At 58.0% G+C, this 16,295-nt stretch carries 19 protein-coding genes and 1 pseudogene; 7 read left to right on the forward strand and 13 right to left on the reverse strand.

Features of this window, described 5'->3' with window-relative positions; all coding sequences use genetic code 11:
• Positions 1 to 6 precede the first annotated feature (6 nt).
• Complete coding sequence (locus tag LIX91_RS00380; protein WP_003413292.1) at positions 7 to 858, forward strand: hypothetical protein; 852 nt, start codon at positions 7 to 9, stop codon at positions 856 to 858.
• 527 nt (positions 859 to 1,385) lie between these two features.
• The gene (locus LIX91_RS25590; protein ID WP_317135423.1) at positions 1,386 to 1,877 is read left to right on the forward strand and encodes a hypothetical protein; all 492 of its coding nucleotides are present in this window, start codon (positions 1,386 to 1,388) and stop codon (positions 1,875 to 1,877) included.
• A gap of 84 nt (positions 1,878 to 1,961) precedes the next feature.
• Here the strand turns inward: LIX91_RS25590 and LIX91_RS00390 are convergent, their stop codons facing one another.
• The 3 genes from LIX91_RS00390 to LIX91_RS00400 are packed head-to-tail and all read right to left on the reverse strand — an operon-like array spanning position 1,962 to position 4,543.
• Complete coding sequence (locus LIX91_RS00390; RefSeq protein ID WP_226487804.1) at positions 1,962 to 3,011, reverse strand: alkene reductase; 1,050 nt, start codon at positions 3,009 to 3,011, stop codon at positions 1,962 to 1,964.
• A gap of 21 nt (positions 3,012 to 3,032) precedes the next feature.
• On the reverse strand, positions 3,033 to 4,199 hold the full coding sequence (locus LIX91_RS00395; protein ID WP_032662762.1) for an MFS transporter: 1,167 nt from the start codon (positions 4,197 to 4,199) through the stop codon (positions 3,033 to 3,035).
• 29 nt (positions 4,200 to 4,228) lie between these two features.
• Positions 4,229 to 4,543: an ArsR/SmtB family transcription factor gene (locus LIX91_RS00400; RefSeq protein ID WP_003313487.1), complete on the reverse strand. Its 315-nt coding sequence runs from the start codon at positions 4,541 to 4,543 to the stop codon at positions 4,229 to 4,231.
• A gap of 164 nt (positions 4,544 to 4,707) precedes the next feature.
• Between LIX91_RS00400 and LIX91_RS00405 the strand changes: the two genes are divergently transcribed.
• The gene (locus tag LIX91_RS00405; RefSeq protein ID WP_003313486.1) at positions 4,708 to 5,307 is read left to right on the forward strand and encodes an ACP phosphodiesterase; all 600 of its coding nucleotides are present in this window, start codon (positions 4,708 to 4,710) and stop codon (positions 5,305 to 5,307) included.
• On the opposite strand, the gene LIX91_RS00410 is transcribed toward LIX91_RS00405, so the two are convergent.
• On the reverse strand, positions 5,265 to 6,059 hold the full coding sequence (locus LIX91_RS00410; protein ID WP_226487805.1) for a lysophospholipid acyltransferase family protein: 795 nt from the start codon (positions 6,057 to 6,059) through the stop codon (positions 5,265 to 5,267). The two genes, LIX91_RS00405 and LIX91_RS00410, sit on opposite strands and share 43 nt — an antisense overlap.
• On the reverse strand, positions 6,059 to 6,814 hold the full coding sequence (gene olsB / locus LIX91_RS00415; RefSeq protein ID WP_003405915.1) for an L-ornithine N(alpha)-acyltransferase: 756 nt from the start codon (positions 6,812 to 6,814) through the stop codon (positions 6,059 to 6,061). The genes LIX91_RS00410 and olsB overlap by 1 nt, the downstream gene beginning before the upstream one ends.
• Before the next feature lie 386 nt (positions 6,815 to 7,200).
• Here olsB and LIX91_RS00420 point away from each other — a divergent pair, with 386 nt between their 5' ends.
• The 4 genes from LIX91_RS00420 to LIX91_RS00435 all read left to right on the forward strand — a co-directional run bounded on the left by LIX91_RS00420 (position 7,201) and on the right by LIX91_RS00435 (position 10,463).
• A complete protein-coding gene (locus tag LIX91_RS00420) occupies positions 7,201 to 8,307 on the forward strand; it encodes a serine hydrolase domain-containing protein (RefSeq protein ID WP_226487806.1) in 1,107 nt (368 codons plus the stop codon).
• Positions 8,304 to 8,633, forward strand: coding sequence for a hypothetical protein (locus LIX91_RS00425; RefSeq protein WP_003418717.1), 330 nt, complete (start codon positions 8,304 to 8,306; stop codon positions 8,631 to 8,633). Before LIX91_RS00420 ends, LIX91_RS00425 begins: the two co-directional genes overlap by 4 nt.
• A gap of 89 nt (positions 8,634 to 8,722) precedes the next feature.
• On the forward strand, positions 8,723 to 9,304 hold the full coding sequence (locus LIX91_RS00430) for a YceI family protein (RefSeq protein ID WP_003418716.1): 582 nt from the start codon (positions 8,723 to 8,725) through the stop codon (positions 9,302 to 9,304).
• 1 nt (position 9,305) lies between these two features.
• Complete coding sequence (locus LIX91_RS00435; protein WP_003418714.1) at positions 9,306 to 10,463, forward strand: phospholipase D-like domain-containing protein; 1,158 nt, start codon at positions 9,306 to 9,308, stop codon at positions 10,461 to 10,463.
• Positions 10,464 to 10,504: 41 nt separating this feature from the next.
• Here the strand turns inward: LIX91_RS00435 and LIX91_RS00440 are convergent, their stop codons facing one another.
• From LIX91_RS00440 to LIX91_RS00470, 8 genes and pseudogenes are all read right to left on the reverse strand, one after another.
• The gene (locus LIX91_RS00440) at positions 10,505 to 10,738 is read right to left on the reverse strand and encodes a DUF6124 family protein (RefSeq protein ID WP_003313478.1); all 234 of its coding nucleotides are present in this window, start codon (positions 10,736 to 10,738) and stop codon (positions 10,505 to 10,507) included.
• 569 nt (positions 10,739 to 11,307) lie between these two features.
• Complete coding sequence (locus tag LIX91_RS00445) at positions 11,308 to 11,748, reverse strand: type VI secretion system amidase immunity protein Tai4 (protein ID WP_226487807.1); 441 nt, start codon at positions 11,746 to 11,748, stop codon at positions 11,308 to 11,310.
• A gap of 28 nt (positions 11,749 to 11,776) precedes the next feature.
• On the reverse strand, positions 11,777 to 12,211 hold the full coding sequence (locus tag LIX91_RS00450; protein ID WP_065093634.1) for a type VI secretion system amidase immunity protein Tai4: 435 nt from the start codon (positions 12,209 to 12,211) through the stop codon (positions 11,777 to 11,779).
• Complete coding sequence (locus LIX91_RS00455; RefSeq protein ID WP_226487808.1) at positions 12,208 to 12,711, reverse strand: type VI secretion system amidase effector protein Tae4; 504 nt, start codon at positions 12,709 to 12,711, stop codon at positions 12,208 to 12,210. The genes LIX91_RS00450 and LIX91_RS00455 overlap by 4 nt, the downstream gene beginning before the upstream one ends.
• Before the next feature lie 50 nt (positions 12,712 to 12,761).
• Positions 12,762 to 13,250 (reverse strand): Hcp family type VI secretion system effector, encoded by a 489-nt coding sequence (locus LIX91_RS00460; RefSeq protein ID WP_003313472.1) that lies wholly within the window; start codon positions 13,248 to 13,250, stop codon positions 12,762 to 12,764.
• Between the two features lie 218 nt (positions 13,251 to 13,468).
• On the reverse strand, positions 13,469 to 13,963 hold the full coding sequence (locus LIX91_RS00465; protein WP_230412445.1) for a hypothetical protein: 495 nt from the start codon (positions 13,961 to 13,963) through the stop codon (positions 13,469 to 13,471).
• A gap of 15 nt (positions 13,964 to 13,978) precedes the next feature.
• A pseudogene (locus LIX91_RS25530) lies at positions 13,979 to 14,098 on the reverse strand (hypothetical protein); the annotation flags it as partial.
• Positions 14,095 to 16,281 carry an RHS repeat-associated core domain-containing protein gene (locus tag LIX91_RS00470; protein WP_410524735.1) on the reverse strand — a complete coding sequence of 729 codons (2,187 nt, stop codon included), beginning with the start codon at positions 16,279 to 16,281 and terminating at the stop codon, positions 14,095 to 14,097. The gene LIX91_RS00470 and the pseudogene LIX91_RS25530, both read right to left, overlap by 4 nt.
• Between the last annotated feature and the right edge of the window lie 14 nt (positions 16,282 to 16,295).

A 16,295-nucleotide genomic window follows, 5' to 3' on the forward strand; every position in this document is an offset into this window, starting at 1 on the left:
TTATTCATGCGCAACGATCCCTACGACGACGTCGATGACGTTCCCAGCCTGAGCGCCAAGGACGATGACGACGACTTCGCGCCGAGCAATGGCGCACGCGAGCGCACCACCGTCTATTCGCGCACCACGCCTGTAGTCAAGGTCAAGGCGCCGAGCACCGGGCCTTTGTGGGCGTTGGTCGGTGCGCTGTTCATCGCCTTCTGCGGGCTGGGCTGGTGGAGCTTTCAGCAGGTTTCCCTGATGGAACAGCAGTTGGTGGCGACTCAGGAAAGCTTCGCGCGCATCAGCGAAGAAGCAGCGGGGCGCTTGCAGGATATTTCCGGCAAGGTGGTCGCGACCGAAGCGCTTTCCAGTGATGGCGAGGCGCTCAAGCAGCGTATCAAGTTGCTCGAAGCGCAACTGGAAGATCAGGACAAGCAGCGCGAAGGGGTCGAAGGCCAGCAGGGCAGTCTCGACAAGCGTCTGGAGCAGATGGCCGCGCAAACCGCCCAGCAGCAGAGTGAAAACGCGCAGTTGCAGGAGCAGCTCAAAAGCGTCGTCGCTGAACTGACCACCCTGAAGGCGGCGTTGCCTGACCTGAAGACCGCTCAGGCCGATCAGGGCAAGCTGGATGCGCAGATCAAAAGCGTGGCAGCCGATGTCGCCACGTTGAAAAAACAGGGCAACCCGTCTGCCGCTGTAGAGCGCCTGGAGCAGGACCTGATGGTGCTGAAAAGTGAACAGGAAAACCGCCCGGCTCCTGCAGCGCAAGCCAATACGGCTGAGTTCGATGCGTTTCGTGCTCAGGTGACTCGTAACATCAATACCCTGACCAGCCAGATCCAGAACCTGTCGCAACAACTCAACGCTCGTCGTTGACCCCCGAGTCTGCCTGCCGCTATCCATGGCGGCAGGCAAATGCTCCGGTCTTTTTTGCACCCCGCAAATAAATATGTGCTTGCCAGGTGAGGGGCGGCTTAAAGTTGCGTTGCTGTTAAATAAATGGAGCTTCAATAATGAATGGAATCAATGGTATGAACGCTGATACGCCTGAAGAAAAAGCCCTAGTCGCTGGTGAAGATCGCCAGCCAATGGATGCCTCTGTCGAACGAGCAGAACCGGATGTGGAAGAACTCTCTGAAACGCAAGCGCCCGCTGGAGACTATGGGGCCGCGCGTCCGAAGAGGGCAGCGAGCCCGGACGGACCACCGGTAAGGAAGGCGCCACCTGTGAAGGTTGGGCGGGCCGGTGGGCCACCGGCCAAGGTCGGGCAGGCTGGCGGGGCCGGGGCAAATAGTGGCGCGCCTACCAGGCCACCGGTCAAGGTTGGGCAAACCGGCGGGTCCGGGGCAAATAGTGGCGCGCCTATCAGGCCACCGGTCAAGGTTGGGCAGGCTGGCGGGAAAGTGGCAGGAGGGGGAGCGCCTGTCAGGCCGCCTGTTGCAAAGGTATCGCCGCCTGAGAAACCGATCGTCCAGCCTGCTAGCGTTCCGCTGGCGCCGCAAACGGTTCCCGCGACCCCTGCGCCACCTTCGCGTCTGGAAAAGGTGCTGACGACCGTCAATACCGTAACGGGCGTGCTGCAACTGATCCCGGCGTTCCACCACATGGTAAATCCCAACGGCACGATCACCTATCCGGACGGCAAAGTTCAGTCTGCGGATGGTCAGACCCTTACCCATCCAAGCGGGGCCGTACAGCATGCCGACGGCACGACGGTGCATGCCGATGGTTCGGTAGAGAACGCAAATGGCGATGTGCAGCACAAGGACGGAACCTGGGTTTTGGCGGATGGCTCGATCAACTACCCGGACGGACGCTGGAAGCATCCGGATGGCAGTATCACCGACGCCCAAGGCAACTTGCTGGGGACGGCCGCGGCTGACGCCAAGCCGTAGCGCCAATGCTGGAGTGCTGATGGCTGCAGGCAATAAAAAACCCTGATGCTCGCGCGTCAGGGTTTTTGCTGTTGCAGCGTCTGGTTACATCCGTGGGTAGTCGATATAGCCGACTGGCCCTTTGGCGTAGAACGTCTCCGGATGGGCTTCATTCAGAGGCGCATCGCTGGCCAGACGCTCAGGCAGGTCCGGGTTGGCGATGTACGGCACGCCAAAGGCAATGGCGTCGGCCTTGCCTTCTGCCAGCCAGGCGTTGGCCGTGTCCTTGGTGAATTTTTCATTGGCGATATAGACGCCGCCGAAATCCTTCTTCAGCTGTGGGCCGAGGCTGTCTTCAGCATCATGCTCACGGGCACAGATGAACGCGATACCGCGCTTGCCGAGCTCTTTGGCCACGTAGCTGAAGGTTTCAGTACGATTTGCATCGCTCATGTCGTGCATGTCGAAGCGAGGTGAGAGGTGAACACCTACACGGCCAGCGCCCCAGACATCGATGACTGCGTCGGTCACTTCGAGGAGCAGACGCGCACGATTTTCCACCGAACCGCCGTACTCGTCGGTGCGCTGGTTGCTACCGGTCAGCAGGAACTGTTCAAGCAGATAGCCGTTGGCGCCATGCACTTCCACGCCGTCGAAGCCCGCAGCCTTGGCGTTTTCCGCACCGACGCGATAGGCCTCGACGATGTCACCGATTTCCGCCAGTTCCAGCGCGCGCGGGGTTGGCAATGGGGTGATCGGGCGCATCAGGCTGACGTGGCCTTCGGCGGCAATGGCGCTAGGTGCGACCGGCGTTTCACCGTTCAGGTAGGCCGGGTGGGAAATACGGCCCACGTGCCACAACTGCAGGGCGATGCGACCACCGGCGTTGTGCACGGCCTTGGTGATGTTGCTCCAGCCACGCACCTGGTCGTTGGACCAGATGCCCGGGGTGTCGGGGTAGCCCACGCCCATTGGGGTGACGGAAGTGGCTTCGGTCAGGATCAGGCCGGCCGAGGCGCGCTGAACGTAATACTCGGCCATCATCGCGTTCGGCACACGGCCTTCATCGGCACGGCAGCGCGTCAGTGGAGCCATGATGATGCGGTTGGGCAGTTGCAGATCGCCCAGGGTGATCGGGTCAAAGATAGTCGTCATGTGTCTAATCCTCGTAATTGATCAATGCGTAGCAGGGGCCAGATCGGGGTTGCCGGTCTGACGAAAGGTAATCAGGGTAATCAGCAGCGCCAGCACGGCCAGGATGGCGGCAGCCAGCGGTACGCTGGTCAGGCCCAGACCGTGGGCGATGACGCTGCCACCGACCCAGGCGCCCAGCGCGTTGCCGACGTTGAAGGCGCCGATGTTCAGGGTTGAAACCAGGTTCGGTGCGGCTTTGCCGAACGTCACCACGTTGATCTGCAGGGCCGGGACGGCAGCGAAGGCTGCGACTGCCCAGAGGAACAGGGTGATTTCAGTCGGGATCAGCGCGGTGCTGGTCCAGCTGAGTACGGTGGAGATCACCGCCATCGAGACGAATACGCCAATCAGCGTGGACGACAGGCGGCGGTCGGCCATCTTGCCGCCGATCACGTTGCCGGCGGTCAGGCCCAGGCCGATCAGCAGCAGGGTCCAGGTCACGCCGTTGGGCGGTACACCGGTGACTTCGCCCAGCAGCGGGGCAATGTAAGTGAACAGGGTGAACATGGACGCCGAGAACAGCGCAGTCATGGTCAGCGACAGCCAGATGCCGGCCCCTCGCAGGGCGCCCAGTTCAGCGCGCATGTCGAGCTTTTCTTCATTGCGGTTGGTCGGCAGGAAGCGGATCAGGCCGATCAGCGCAATCACGCCGATGACCGTGACGGCCCAGAACGTCGAGCGCCAGCCTGCGTATTGACCCAGCGCAGTACCCAGCGGCACGCCCAGTACGTTGGCCAGGGTCAGGCCGGTGAACATCAAGGCCACCGCCGAGGCACGACGGTTGGCGGGCACCAGACCTGCGGCGACCACCGAGCCGATGCCGAAGAACGCACCGTGACACAGTGCAGTCACCACGCGGGCGAACATCAGGACGTTGTAGTCACTGGCCAGCGCACAGAGCAGGTTGCCGATGATGAAAATCCCCATCAGCGTGACCAGCGCGGCCTTGCGCGGCAGTTTTGCCGTGGCCATGGCCATGAACGGCGCACCAACGGCGACACCCAGCGCGTAGCCGGTCACCAGCCAGCCTGCGCCGGGGATCGATACGCCAAGGTCGGCCGCTACATCGGGCAGCAGGCCCATGATGACGAATTCGGTGGTGCCGATGGCGAAGGCGCTCAGGGCCAGAATGAGTAGCGAAAGAGGCACGGGGGCAGCTCCTGGTAAACGTTGGAAAATCAGGTCGGGTTGTTCAGTTCTTCAACCAGCGCCTGAACGAATGCCTGTATGACTTCTTCGTTGCGTCTGAAGAAATGCCATTGGCCGACCTTCTTGCTGCTGATCAGACCAGCGCGTTGCAAGGTCGCCAGATGGGCCGAGACAGTGGATTGTGACAATCCCGCACGCTGATCGATCTGTCCGGCGCACACGCCGTGTTCGATCGAGTATTCCTGGGCGGGAAAGCTTGCGCGGGGGTTCTTCAGCCAGGTCAGGATTTCTCGGCGGACCGGGTGGGCCAGGGCTTTTATTATGTCGTCGAGGTCGATAGGCATGTCGTTCTCACAGGCGGTGTAGCGTTATATCGCGATAGAGCGAACCTTATATCTGTATTTCGCGATATACAAATATGATTATGTGCTTAGGATCAGTGAAATCGCTATATCGGGTTATAACGATATATGGACAGTGGGCCCGAAAGCGGCCTAGGCTTGCAGCCATGAACTACTTGGCACATCTTCATCTTGGCGGGCACCGGCCCGCTCAATTGCTTGGCAGCCTGTATGGCGACTTCGTCAAAGGTCCGCTGCCGGGACGTTTTCCTGCGGAACTCGAAGCGGCGATTCGTCTGCACCGTAGCATCGATGCCTTCACTGACAGTCATCCGCTGATCAAGGCTTCCATTGCCCGCTTTCCGCTCCAGAGACGGCGTTATGCGGGCATCATGCTCGATGTCTTTTTCGATCATTGCCTGGCGCGCGACTGGCATCGTTATGCCGACCTGCCGTTGGACGCATTCACCCGCAAAGTCTATGGCACGCTGGCTGCAGAGCCGCAATTGCCCGAGCGGCTGGCGCTGATCGCACCGCGCATGGCCGCGCAGGACTGGCTGGGGTCGTATCGGGATTTCGAGGTGCTGGAGCAGGTGTTGAGCGGCATATCCCGACGCTTGTCAAAACCCGAAGGGCTGGCCGGCGGCATGCAGGAACTGCAGGCGCTGTACCAGCCCTTGAGTGCGGATTTCGCCGAGTTCTATCCGCTACTCGAAGATTTCGCTCAGGCCGCTCTGGCCGGACGCGAAACCACTTCGCTCGGCTGAGCCGGCGGCTCGCCAAACAACGCCACCTGAACGGCCTGCTGGGCCTTGAAGGCCAGTGCGGCGCGTTCCTGGTCAGCGGTCGGGATCGGTGTCAGCAGGTGAATATGCACGTCGCTCTGCTCGTTGGCGAACAGTCGGCGCAAATGCGACAGCAAGTCATCGTCGCCAATGAACGGGGCTATCGGGTCCGGTTTGCCGTCACGCGAGTAACCAATGGCCACCGGCTGGATCGGCACGCCAGCGTCGATGGCGCTGGACAGCAGGCGACCGTGAAAGGTGCGCAGGCTTTTGCCGTCTGTGGTGGTGCCTTCGGGGAAGATCAGCAGTGCGTTGCCTTGTTGCAGGTGGTTGCACATCTGCTTCTGGATCAGACGGCTGTCGCCCGATCCGCGACGAATGAACAGCGTACCGGCCTTCAGCGCCAGCCAGCCCGCTACCGGCCAGGTCCGCACTTCGGCTTTCGACAGAAACGACAGCGGCGCGAGCATGCCAAGCAGGGCGATGTCGGTCCATGACACATGGTTGCTTACCCACAGCATGGGCTGGGTTGGCAGTTGACCTGTCACGGTGACGCGAAATGGCAGGGCGTTGGTCAGGCGTGCCATGAACCAGCGGCTCCAGCGCTGCCTGCGCTCCATCGAACCTCCGACCCTGGTGCGTTCCAGGACCGCGAACGCGCTGGCAATCGTCAATCCGAGCGCTACGACCAGTAGCACCCGGACTACGCGGGCATAGCCGCGCAACCGGCTCATCACACGGCCGCCTTGAAGTGGCGGGCATAGCGCGGGCACAGATCATCGCGCTTGAGCAGGATGAACACGTCGGCCACCTGGAAGTCTTCGTCCCAGCACGGTTCGCCACAGATCTTGGCCCCCAGACGCATGTAGGCCTTGAGCAGCGGTGGCATCTCGCAGATCACATTACTCGGGATGTCGAGGGTCGGCAGCGGATTCTTCGGCTCGGCGCGCAGGTGCTCGTTGCACAGGTAGCGTTCGCGCAGGCGTTGCATGATCGCATGGGCCTGAATACCGCCGTCCTGCATCGGGATGCTCGCGCAGCCCATCAGGTAGCTGTAGCCGCCTTCGTTGAGCACTTCGGCGAGCTCGCTCCACAACACCGCGATGGTGCCGCCGTTGCGATAGGCCGGGTCGACGCAGGTGCGGCCCAGTTCGAGGATCGGCCCTTGCAGATTGACCAGCCCGTGCAGGCTGAACTCTTCTTCGCTGTAGAAGCGCCCCAGCGTGTTGGCGGCCTGATGGTCGAGCAGCCGGGTCGTGGCAACCAGACGCCCGGTGTTCAGGTCACGCACCCCGATGTGCGAGCAGTGAACATCGTAATCGTCGATGTCCAGGCCTTGTTCAGCGCCGTTGAGACGGGCGTTGAACTCTTCGCTGAACACACTGAAACGCAACGCCTGTGCTTCCTGCAAGGCGCGCGCTCCAATCAGGCGCTCGGCCTGAAGACGACGTTCAGAAGTGTTGTCACGAATGCGGGCGATCTGGGTCATACGAATCTCCATGAGCCAGCCTTGCAGATGCAGAAAGGGCTGGTTGACTGATTTGTCCAGGCGCTTTGCCGTACTTGCAGGCTAGGGAGATGCCGTGTCATGCCTGTGAAGCTTTGGTGATGGTTGTGTGACGGCGGATGCTGGGGCCATTTCCCCTGTGTCCGGTCTTGAGGGTTGCAGGGCGGCGCAGATTTGTGACCCGGAGCGTCACGCGAATGCATTCCCAGGCTGTGGCGTGAGGAACGAGCGGCGTACGCAGGATCACTATCGTTCCCATGCTCCGCGTGGGAATGCAGTTCGTGACGCTCTGCGTCTGCTCCCGAGGTAATGGCTGACTGTCATGAAACGCTGATACGGTGTGCGGATTATTCTGTAGAGGCCTTGTCATGCCGCGTGGATTTGTCCGTCTGTGTCTGGTTCTGATTCTGGGTTTCAGTGCCCAGGGAGTCGTTGCTCAAACATGGCCGGCAGAGCAATGGCCTGCTCAGTCTGTGCCGCGATCGGCGGCCATCGAAGAGCTTGAGGCTTACGCCTTCCCGCCCCGTGACGACGCCACGCGCAAGGGCATACGCACCGATGAGCTGCTGGTGATTCGTGATGGCGAAGTTGTGTACGAGCGCTACGGCGGTGTAACCACTGCGCAAACGCCGCACCTGACCTGGTCGATCAGCAAAAGCGTCATGGCGACGGTGCTGGGCGTGGCGTTTGCAGAAGGACGCTTTCAACTGAATGATCCGGTGGCGAAGTTCTACACGCCGTTCAAGGCGCACCCCGAGATCGCCATCAAAGACCTGATGCACTGGGCGTCAGGTCTGGATTGGCAGGAAGACTACGAATACGCTCCGCTCAACTCCTCGGTGGTCGCCATGCTCTACACCCGCGGGCGTGACGACATGGCGCGCTTCACCGCCGATCACCGCGCTGCCCAACCCCCCGGCAAGACTTACCTTTATTCCAGTGGCGACAGCACCCTCCTGGCGGCGGCCTTGAAAAAGATGGTCGGCGATGAGGCTTATCCGGGTTATCCATGGACCGCGCTGTTCGACCCGCTCGGCATTCGCAGTGCCGTCTGGGAAACCGATGGCGCGGGTACATTTGTAGGCTCGTCCTATGCCTACATGACCGCCCGCGATCTGGCCCGCATCGGCCTGCTGATGCAGCGCGGCGGGCAATGGCAGGATCGGCAGTTGCTCAACAAGGCGTGGATGGACTTCGTGCTGACGCCGTTTGCCGGTGCAGGCGTGGATGCCAGCGTTGAAGTGCCCGGAGGCCAATGGTGGCTCAACCGTACTGCCGAGGGCGGCAAAGGACCGTGGCCGGATGCTCCCCCTGACACCTTCGCGGCGTTGGGGCATTGGGGGCAGGCGCTGTATGTGATTCCCGATCAGAAGCTGGTGATCGTGCGCTATGCCGATGACCGCGACAGTACCTACAACCACAATGAGATGCTCAAGCGCGTACAGGCCGCGTTCGGCAAGGAGGGCGGTCAATGAGCTCGCGTCGACTGTTCATCCTGCGTCGTCCCTTCAGCAGCCTGCTGTTGCTGATCGTTGCCGCACTTGCCGTACTCGCCTGGCAGTACCGTGTGAACCTGCAGGCATTTCCGACCATCATCAGTGCCTACACCGCCAAGGAATACTGCTCGTGCAGGTACGTCACGAACAATTCCGAAGCCTATTGCCAGGGCTACATCAAGCAGTATCTGCCCAGCACCCTGGTCGACGACAGCAGTCAGAAACGGGTCATCGCCAGCGGCCTTGGACGCACCAGCAGCGCGTCGTGGCAGGGTGAGCGACAGGGCTGTCGCCTGCTGCCGTGAGGCCTTGATGGGGTGCCGCCGAACGCAGTCGTTTGCCAGCGGTCAGACAGGCGGATAAGGTGGCCCTCAATTGTACGTCTGGAGTCTGCATGCTCACTATGAATCGCCTGCTGCTGGTCCTGCTGGCCGCAGTGGCGTTACCTGCCCATGCGAACTGGTATCTGGATAACGAGTCGTCGCGACTCTCGTTCACCTCGACCAAAAATGCCGATATTGCCGAAGTGCATCGCTTTCTCGTGCTGCACGGCAAAGTCGACGCCAAGGGGCTGGCTGAGGTGGAGGTTGAAACCGATTCAGTCAGCACCGGCATCCCTCTGCGCGACGAGCGCCTTCGAGAGCAGGTGTTTCAGGTGCGCAAGTTTCCGACTGCCCATATCAATGCGCAGCTCGACATGCGCCCGATCAACGACCTCGCGCCCGGCGCGCAACTGGAACTGCGTTTACCGCTGACCGTCAGCCTGCGCGGCAAGACCCACAGCTATAACGCCGAGCTGCTGGCGACGCGTCTCGACGAGCGGCGCTTTCAGGTCGTGACGCTCGAGCCGCTGGTGATCCATGCCCAGGATTTCGATATGGCCCCGGACTTCAAGGCCTTGCGCAATGCCGCAGGATTATCGGCGGTGAGCCTCTCGGTTCCGGTCGGGGCTGTCCTGATCTTCACGGCGCGCTGATATGAGCGGTGCGATTTTTCCGTGGCGTGAAAACAACCGCTTTCAATTGCTGATCGACGGTCCTGCGTTCTTCCCGCGCATGATCGCAGCCATTGATCGCGCCGAGCAGCAGGTCGATCTGGAGTTGTACCTGGTCGAAGCCGGGGCCTGCGCCGACGCCATCGTGCGCGCGCTGGTCGAGGCGGGCAGGCGTGGCGTGATCGTGCGCTGCCTGTTCGATGACTTCGGTTCAAAAGCCTTCGACGCCGGCCTGCGCAAGCAACTGACCGATGCCGGTGTGATTCTGCGTTTCTACAATCCGATCCACTGGCGGCGCGGCGTGCGCAACTTCTACCGCGACCATCGCAAACTGCTGTTGGTGGACAAGGCCTTGGCCGTGGTGGGCGGCACCGGTGTGACCGACGAGTTCTGGGAGCCGGACAAGGACGCCAGCCAGTGGCACGAAGTGATGGTCGAAATCACCGGGCCGCTGGTGATTGACTGGCAGGCGCTGTTCAACCGGCAGTTCCACGCCAACGCCCGGCGTTTCGCCTGGCGTCCGAAAGAAAACTTCGGCCTTGATCATCTGCCCAAGGCCCCGACAACCGGTGAGGGCTTAGGGCGCGTGGCATATGCCGATTCCCGCCAGCACCGCGACATTCTGCAATCGCTGGTGCGTGCGCTGAACACCGGGCAAAAGCGGATCTGGCTGGCAACTCCTTACTTTCTGCCCACCTGGAAAGTTCGCCGCTCTTTGCGCAGGGCTGCGGCGCGTGGCGTTGATGTGCGTTTGCTGCTGACCGGGCCGCGCACCGATCACCCGTCCGTACGCTATGCCGGTCAACGCTACTACCCGCGCCTGTTACGCGCCGGGGTCAAGGTGTTCGAATACCAGCCCTGCTTTCTGCACCTGAAAATGGTCCTGATCGACGACTGGGTGAGTCTCGGCTCTTGCAACTTCGATCACTGGAACCTGCGCTTCAACCTGGAAGCCAACCTCGAAGCCCTCGACCCCGGGTTGACCCGCGACGTGGTCGCCAGCTTCGAAAAAGACTTCGCCCTGAGCGCCGAAACCACGCTGGCAGACTGGAAGGCCAGACCGCTGTGGCGGCGCGTCAAACAGCGCTTGTGGGGCTGGATCGACCGGCTGGTGGTGAACTTGCTGGATCAGCGTAACTGAGGTTTGCACGGGGCCGATCGTGGCCCCGGCTTGTCATCTGGTCAAACGATGCATTCCAGTGAGCGGTCAACCATGGCTTTGGCCATCTCGGCCATGTGCAGCACCGAAAACGCCAGATCACGGCTGGTGCCTTGGGTGCTGTCGCCGGACTCATAGGCCGTCGTAATGATGCAGCGCAGCAGATCCGAAGCGTAATTGAGCGCTTCCTCCTGGCTGACGGATGCGTTGACGGTGAATAGGGCGGTGGGCGGGTCGGGGACGATTTTATCGGGCATGTTTGCAACTCCTGATCAATGAAAGGAGCCGCCCCTTTCGCTACCAAACGATCAGGGTGGCGGCCGTACGCAGGTTGGTAGACCGGTGACCAGGCAAGCCGGTGCGTCCGAAGACGCCAAGCGCACGGCCACCATAAACGCAGGCCGAAAAAATGCGCCTTGAGAAGGTGGCGCATTGCGCACAGGTCACTCAGGTCTACCAAACCTGATCGCTGATTGGGCAGCGATCGATGAAGGCTAGAGGCCTGAATAGCCAAGCGCAAGAGGCCGGGATTTTCTCGGAAATTTCCTTCAATTGGAAGGGAGGCGTCCTGCTGATAATTCCTACAAGAATTATCGAAATGGGTTTTCTGAAGATGTTTTCGGTGTAGGCGGGGAAATGACGAGGGCTGTTTGTCAGTATTTCAACAAGCAGTACATCACCGAGGGCGAGATGTTAAGCAGCTATCGGATCACGTGAAGCAGCATGATGTGTCTCCGCCCTATAGATAATGTGCGGAGTAGGGTGCTTGTAATGAAAATAGCCTGTGCAGCGTTTGCCGGACAGGCTTGTTGCATGAAGAGAGTGGTTAAGGCTTTTTGATATTCTGCATGTAGGTATGATTCGGGTGGCTCACGACCTTCTTCGTCAACGCGTCGAGCTCCTTACTGTGATACATGTCCAGGCATTTCAGCAGGTCGAATTTTATACCCTTGATCTGGGATTCGGCCAACGGGTTTGTGTAGTCTCGCGCGAGGTATTTTTCAACCAGGGCCTTGACGGCAAGAGGACTTTTTTCCATGTCATAGTAGGTCCAGTCACGCATCGCACTGACACTGCTGCCCGCGTCAATTCCGACGTTTACGTCATATTTATAAGCGGTGTTTATGCAGGTGGCTAGCGCCATGTCCTTGTAGTTTTTTTCAAAGGTTCTGTACATTCCTTCGGGTGATGAAGTAAGGGTGTAGGCAAAGCAGTTGGATGTTGCTAAGACTAGAGATAATGCAAGGGCCGCAAGACGTGATTTCATTCTGCGAACCTCCCTGTGAATATGAGTTTTATTTGTAGTCTTGCATGTAGGTGTGTGTTGGATTTACGACAGTCTTTTTTGTCAAGTCATTCAGATCCTTACTGTGGTAAAGATCCAAGCACTTTAAAAGGTCAAATTTTACACCTTTTATCTCGGACTCGGTTAAGGGATTTGTATAATCTCTGGTCAGATACTTTTTTACGAGTGCTCGTATTTCATCAGGTCCCACTTCCCAGTCGTAATTTGCCCAGTCCTCAATGGCGGTGACGCTACTTCCAGCGTCAATTCCGACCTTTACGTCATAGGCGTAAGCGTTTGCTATACAGGTAGCGAGGACCAGGTCCTTGAAGTTTTTTTCATAGCTTCGGTGCATGCCCTCTGGTGATGAAGGTTTTGTATGTGCGAAGCTCTCGGTTGCCACGAGTGCGAGACAGAATGTGAAGGCTGTGAAGAGAAACTTCATGAGGTTAGGCTCCAAAAGTTTGCCGTATCCGTACGGTAGTTGACGTCGGGCTCGTTAAAGTAGCAATGGTCATAGCAAAGATTGCCGTCAAACAACGTTGCATGGCCTTTTGCGTCTGTCCAGCCCGATATTTCAAATAATATAATTCCTTTTTTTCTTGCAAGCGCTCCGCCGTCAGAAGGTGGGTATTTGACGACCTCAGGCCTGCCCCAGTGCGTTTCCAAAAAGCTTTTCAGGTTCGATACACGGAAAAAGTACTGGTGCTGATCTGCGCCGGAGACTGTCTGTTTAGATACTTTAGGTATTTTCAGTCCTGAGTAGTTCAGGATGTAACTTAATCGAACAGCACAGGTGTTCCTCCATTTTGTAGAAGGATCAGGGTTGTTTATGTTCTTCGCGACGAACCCCCCAATCACCTCTGCCACTCGCTTTTCCGGCGCTACCGGATCATAAATATGTTGCGAAGCCGCCCAGGCGGCGGTAAAAAATGGCCGTGCCATAGTCCTTCCTTGATCATGTCGTGACGTTTGATACGTGAGCGTTCAAGACGTCAGGAATAGACCTTGTTGTTGATACGGTTCCAGCCACCCGAGACATTCCCTCCACCGGCACCGTCAGATCTTTTCTGCTGGGTGTAGGTGGTTTTTATTTTTCCGTAGTTTAGGCTGATGGTCTCGCTGGGGATGCCATCGTTGGCATGCTGGGTGTAATTGGAAATGATGACTTCTTCCAGCAGCACTTCAAAGTATTTGACCTTGTCTCCGCCTGCACGATGCAATGACAAGACGACTTCCTTCAGATGCCTGCCCGCGCACAGCGTTTCCATGAGTTTGCAGCTCGATTTGTCGAGTGATTTGGTGAACGTGAAATCACTCAAGGACGTCCGACCCGACGAGGCGCCTCCTGAAGAGCTCGCCGTGGCGGAGGTACTTTGGTGCATGCCGAAACCATACCCGGTGATCTCGATACAGTCCTTGTAGCGATCATCCAGCGCTTCGCCTGGAATGCCTTCGATTTTGATGTACGCATCAAATGCCATGTTTCAAATCTCCACGTTCGATCGGTCTTACGTTGCATACAGGTATCCATATGTTTCGGCAGCGTAATCCTTATTTTTATCGAACGTGGTGGTCAGCAACCTTTGCAATACACTGAAATGTCTACATTTTTTGTGGGAAATGTAGTACAGATTTAAGTGTGTTGGCTTTATTGTTATTGCCTTGCTCAGTGCATTGTAATATCACGTTTCAAGTTTTATTATATTGAAGCTCTTCTGCCAGGGCGGACATTTGTCCAGCGTCCTTCACCATTTAGTCCGCGCTTGAAACCGCGAAAAAAAATGTTGGACAGTGATCGTTGTTCCGGTTGCATGTTATCTGTGCAAGGTGTATCACGGTAGAAAAACTTATCATGAGGTACAGCGTAGGCTTTCTTTTCTTCCGCAGTTGCAGGAAGGAAGTTGCGGATCAACGAGGGGCCGGTCATATGCATGGTTAACGTCAATCGGCTGAGTAGCCCTTTGCCCGGGGTACTGCGTTTCTTTGCCCATCCGTAATTTTCATTGTCCTCCATCATACTAGGGCTTGTGGTGTAAAGGTCAGCGATGGTGTCCATTATTTCGCCAGCCACTCTTCCTCGGGGTGCGGAGGCGAGTACGGCGTTAGACGTAAATTTTTCTTCAATGTGTACAAGAAACCCATTGGGTGCATCGAGGCTCCCGAGCGGCTGTCCCACCGCGACATCTGCGTCCATGTACAGACCACCCTCCATGTAAGTTGAGGCCAGCTCTATCAGATCGCTGGCTGCAGCGTAATTCTTATAAGGCCCATTCGTCTCGCGGCTATAAAACGCTTCGAGTTTCTTTGCGTGTGGATAGGCCTGGCTCAGTGCGCTGAATAGTTCTTCAGGATTGCCTGTATTAACGAATCGCCATGCGCCAACGCCATATGTCGCTCGGCAGGGTCGTTGCTTTCACTCATTGCCGCTAATGGGTTTAGCAGGTGCTTTACCTTGGAGGTCCACACATTGACTTGGTAGTCGGGATTTATTTCTTTAAAAAGCAGCATGTTCTGCAGGTGCGGTATTGGAATGTCGCCACCTTCCCAGTAAAAGTGTGCGTTAAGGGGTATGGCTACGTTACCGTTCAGGTCAACATGATTAAGAGGGTTGTTTCTTAGCATTTTATAAAGATTAAGGTCAGTATCCTCGCCGGATATATCTGGACTTGTCCACCGCTGCAACCACGGCGCGTAATACCTGAACCCATAATAATAAAGCCCGCTGGCATCGCGCTCCTTGCCTGAATAACGCACGGTCTTGTACTTGGCTTCCACTGCACTGCGCGCCGCCCGCCAGGCCGTACCGCCGAACGGATAATAACTTTCCTGGCTGATCAGGCCGCCTTGTTGATCAAGCTCCAGCGTGCTCGAGCCCAGATGATCACCCAGGCTGTAACGTACCTGATCGTTCGCAATGGAATCTGGTTTTCCAGCTTCCCAGTGCAACACCCGCACGCTGTTGCGACCCGCCTGAGTATTAATAACGTGAAGAATTTCGCCATCGGCTGTGGTGCGGATTTCCAGCCCCGGCAGGTAGCGCACTTCGTTGATCAGCGTGCGACCTGATGCCTGCGCGGTACTGATCTTGCGGCAGCGTTGACCCTGGCCGTCATAGACATAGCGTTCGTCATCGTTCGACCCGTCTTCACGTTGCACAGTGGTGATGTGCTGCAACTGATTACGCGCATTCCAGCCCATAACCTGCCCGCGAACCAGTTGCAGCAGATTGCCGTTGGCATCAAAACTCGTAGCGAAATCCACATCCCCGTCATCGTCGGGCAGGCTGCGATTGCTGTCCGGGGCAACGTGCATGTTGCGGGTGAAGTTGTGTGCGCCTTCGTGGCGCATTTGCAGCAGATTGCCCGCAGGGTCGTAGCTGTAATTCTGTTTGTAGTTGCTGACCTGGCAAGGATCGAGCGTCGGCAGAGATTGCAGCCCGGGCAACGCGGGACCATGGCTGGCCCCATTTCGGACCTCCCGACCCGTGGCTTCGATCAACTGATACAACGTGTCGTAACGGTAACGGCTGATCGGTTCGATAAGCTGGTTGTCGCAATAGCGGTCTGGTTGGGACGCATCGTTGACGAGTAGGATATTGCCCACCGGGTCATAGCTGTAATCGAGTTTTTGCAACCGCGTGCCATCCGCAGATAGCGTGCTGAGCTCAGCTAGTCGACCGTCCTGCTTATCATAGACATAACGGCTGACCACGCCGTTGCCGGCAGTCTCCTGCTCTACCTGATTGAAGGCGTTGTAATGAATTTCACTGACCAGCGTCTGCGACTGTGCGGCACCGGCCAATGTCAGTTCAGCCGCTTTCAACTGCCCGGCGACGGTCATGCCAAAGGCCTGCGTGTTGCCCATGGCATCAGTCTGCACGAGCACTTCGCCCAGCGCATTGAAGCCCCAGCGGGTTTGCAGGGCCGCAGGCTCAAGCAAGGCATCGCGCTCGGCTTCGACCAGCGGCCAGTCCGGCGTTACTGATACTCGTAAGAAATATCTATGCTGATTAAGTACTTTGCCGCTCAGGCCATGGTCCGGGGACAGGCTTGTACCGGCGGTGTCGTCATGGCGCGATAGCCGACCGCATAAGTTATGGCTGGCTGAATCAGGTCCGCCATAGGCAAAACGCTCAACGACCTGATGCTGCTCGGTAACCGAAACAGGGCGCAGCAACTGATCGTACTCAAAATGACGCTGATTGGCGTTACTGTCCCAGCCGCTGACGGGCTGACTCCCTTCGCCAAACAGCATCAAGCGCCAGTTGGCGTCCACACTGTCGGTCAGTATCGGCTGCCCCGAAAGGCTGTAAGTTGTTGTCAGGTTTGGCGCATCAAGTCGTGGATCTCTTTGCGTGCTCACATGGCCCGCAGCGTTGTAAGTCTTCCGGGTAATACGGCGCTCCATCGCTTGCTGCGCCTCGCTTCGCCAATAAGCGATATTGCCGATTGCCAGTCCTCTTGGGTCAACGGCTCTTACATCAGGTGTGTGCTGGTGCAAGGTATTGTTCATCATGTTCTCCTGGG

Origin of the sequence: Pseudomonas sp. B20 (genome assembly GCF_020515755.1) — a bacterium.
GTDB classification, from domain to species: Bacteria; Pseudomonadota; Gammaproteobacteria; order Pseudomonadales; family Pseudomonadaceae; genus Aquipseudomonas; species Aquipseudomonas syringae.